Origin of the sequence: Clostridium sp. HV4-5-A1G (assembly GCF_900184915.1) — a bacterium.
Lineage (GTDB): Bacteria > Bacillota > Clostridia > Clostridiales > Clostridiaceae > Clostridium_B > Clostridium_B aromativorans.
This window is the reverse complement of sequence record NZ_FXYI02000278.1, coordinates 1-2,876: the sequence shown is the minus strand read 5'-3', so window position 1 is coordinate 2,876 and position 2,876 is coordinate 1. Positions and strand designations below refer to the sequence as shown.

Sequence of the window (2,876 nt, the reverse complement as noted above, 5' to 3'; positions counted from 1 at the left end):
CCGTTATCTACACTTCTAGCTTCGTCGTCAGAGTCAGATGTTTATAAGATACATTTATTATAAAATATATGAAACTAAATATGAAATGACTGTGTTAAAGAAGGTTATGTAAACTCCTGTAAAATTTTTGTTATATAATCTGTGTACCCTCCAATTATATATTTTGTATTTGTTAGGAGCTTGCATAAATCTTCTAGTATTTATGGTAGTAAGGAACTTTTGTTACTCCAAATAAAATTATATTTTATTTGGAGTATTTTTTTTTATTAGGTATAAAAATATCTCCTATTATACAAAATAGATTTGGAGGTGTTTTTATGTCAATAAATTTAACGAATAAGGAAAGATTATTATTGGAAGACCAAAAAAGCCATGAAGTTACGTGTATAAATAAATACACAAATTATGCCAATCAAGCACAGGATTCTCAGTTAAGACAACTGTTCTTAAACAATGCTTCTATTGAACAAGAGCATTTAAATAGTGTGAATTCACTTTTAAATGGAAATGTACCTGATTTAAACAACAAACAGCAGGCTAAACCCAATTTAAACGCAAATGCGGGTAGATCTCCATCACAGGCAGGGGCATCTCAAGTCAGTGATGAGGATATGTGCAAGGATATGCTTATGACAGAAAAATATGTTTCAGGTACATATGATACTTCAATATTTGAGTTTAGGGATACAAATGCACGGGATGTATTAAATCATATACAAAAAGAGGAACAGAAACATGGCGAGTCCATTTACAAGTATATGGAAAGTAAAGGAATGTATAAAGCTCAATAACGCTCAGGGTTATTGAAATTGAACTGTTGTAAAATGTGTTAGATATTTATGAAAAAACCGCCTTGAAAATTTTGATTACAATTTTAAGGCGGTTTTAATAATTGTGTTTGACTGTAAAAAATATTTTTTAATTAATTTCTAAATCAAAATGGCTACTGTAAATTTATACCCATTGCTGTGAACATTTTTATCTGAGCTAATTCTTTCTGTGACAAGTTAATTAGTTGATAGGATTTTGAATTTCCGGTTTTAGCCCAGAGGGCAAAATGCTCACAATTATTTTGCAAAAGACTATAGCTCTTTTCTCCAAGTCTTGTCCTTGCTCTTCTTACAGTTTCCTCAGAGCTGAATTCAACATTGCTCTTTACATTTAAGATAAAATAGTTTCCAGGCTTAAAATAAGGAGCCATATTTGTTTCCTGTATTTTTGCATCTTTTGCATTACCTGTACTGCTGCAGTAGTGAATAACTTTATTGTTGCCAATATATATCCCATAATGATTATATCTGTATCCCATGAAATTATCGGTGGTTCCTATTATATCTCCATATTTGGGTATTCTTGAAACTTTTGACAGTGCAGATAAATTGTCTGATTTTACATTAAAGCGCAATCTTTTTTTGCTTTTTAACTCATAATTTTTGAAATGTAAGTTCGGAGATAAAGTGACATAAATTTTACTGCCTTCTGTAAATCCGTCTATAGGTGGATTTATAAGTAAAGTTCTGCCGTTAGCACTGGGAAAGATATATGCATCTATGGTATCGTTGCCCTTATATTTTACAGATATGTTTTTTAAAGTGGAATTATCCCACAGGATTTTAGCTTCCAGTGGTATCTGGATTTCACTGTATTTGTAAATGTCCTTTGACTTGTTTTGAGATATATAAATACAGCAGAAAAAAAGTGCAAATGCAATTATTATAAATATTGATATTGATTTTATAAAAAAGTATTTTTTCATTTAAAACACCCTGCTTTGTATCTTAATTATCTTTTTTAGGGAACCAGCCTTTAGATACTCTCTTCTTCTGTTTAAACAACTCCAATATACTCCAAAAAGAAGTAACCCCTAAAATGCCTAAAAGGCCGGATATCAGGGCATTTTCATTCAATAGAGAAAAGATTATGCTTATACATCCCAGCAATAAAAATAAAGGCCATATTTTTATTCCAAAATAATATTCGCCCTTTATTACGATTACGTGGCCGATACCTGTTAAAACCAATACAAAAATGCCGGTAATAAGTCCATAGTAATTAAGCATGTAATCACCCCCTGTAGAAATTTAGAGTCTTAATTCTATTTTAATATAATATCATTATATCTTTTTTATGTGTATTTTACTATTTTGAAACCAAATAGATGTCATAGATTTTATATGATATAATAATCGTGGCACCTTTAATTCGAAATAATGGGATCATATGGTCGATGATTATTTTGAATTAGCCGGTACTATTAATTTTACTTTATTTCTTATAAAATTTTTTTGACTGTAATCTATATAGACATTAGCATAGATGTCATTTACAGAGTTTGGTATTATCCAGTTACCCTTTAATTTTTTTATTTTATATTCTGCTATTCTTTCATATTTAGGTTTTTCTTTGTCAGTAGATACAATTTCTACAGATTTACTATTAAAATTTTGTAAACTTTGATTTCCATTGTCATCTATGTTCACTAAACAGCTTTTAGCATTTCCGTTTAATACTTCCTTTATGTAGCTATTTTTATTTGAGGATGAAATCGGAGTTAAATTTTTACTTTCGAGAATTTTATCTACAGTACCTGTTTCTTTGGGCGCAAATATCCATATCAAAAGTGGAACGATGAATAGTACAAATATAGCTGTTAAACACATAGTCGTTATATTTACAATCATCCTCTTTATCCAATACTGTAATATTTTTTTTTCACTGTAATTTTTATTTGCTATTTTTTTATTCTGTTTATAGAATAATTTTATTCCAACCAGTACAGCTAAAAATCCTGATATGTATAAGAAAAAAAGCATAGTTAATCTCTCCTAATTATAAACTTCATATAGATTTTATCAAAAAAAATCAAAAAAATATAT

Annotated in this window: 4 protein-coding genes; 1 reads left to right on the top strand and 3 read right to left on the bottom strand. The window is 29.1% G+C overall.

Annotated elements, in window-relative coordinates; genetic code table 11:
• The first annotated feature begins 317 nt into the window (after window positions 1–317).
• Window positions 318–791 carry a spore coat protein gene (locus J5G60_RS17690; RefSeq protein WP_150358187.1) on the top strand — a complete coding sequence of 158 codons (474 nt, stop codon included), beginning with the start codon at window positions 318–320 and terminating at the stop codon, window positions 789–791.
• 152 nt (window positions 792–943) lie between these two features.
• Here the strand turns inward: J5G60_RS17690 and J5G60_RS17685 are convergent, their stop codons facing one another.
• The 3 genes from J5G60_RS17685 to J5G60_RS17675 all read right to left on the bottom strand — a co-directional run bounded on the left by J5G60_RS17685 (window position 944) and on the right by J5G60_RS17675 (window position 2,813).
• Window positions 944–1,756 (bottom strand): lecithin retinol acyltransferase family protein, encoded by an 813-nt coding sequence (locus tag J5G60_RS17685; RefSeq protein WP_150358188.1) that lies wholly within the window; start codon window positions 1,754–1,756, stop codon window positions 944–946.
• A gap of 22 nt (window positions 1,757–1,778) precedes the next feature.
• Window positions 1,779–2,060, bottom strand: coding sequence for a DUF4491 family protein (locus J5G60_RS17680; RefSeq protein ID WP_150358189.1), 282 nt, complete (start codon window positions 2,058–2,060; stop codon window positions 1,779–1,781).
• A 171-nt stretch (window positions 2,061–2,231) separates the two neighbouring features.
• Window positions 2,232–2,813, bottom strand: coding sequence for a hypothetical protein (locus tag J5G60_RS17675; protein WP_150358190.1), 582 nt, complete (start codon window positions 2,811–2,813; stop codon window positions 2,232–2,234).
• Window positions 2,814–2,876: the final 63 nt, after the last annotated feature.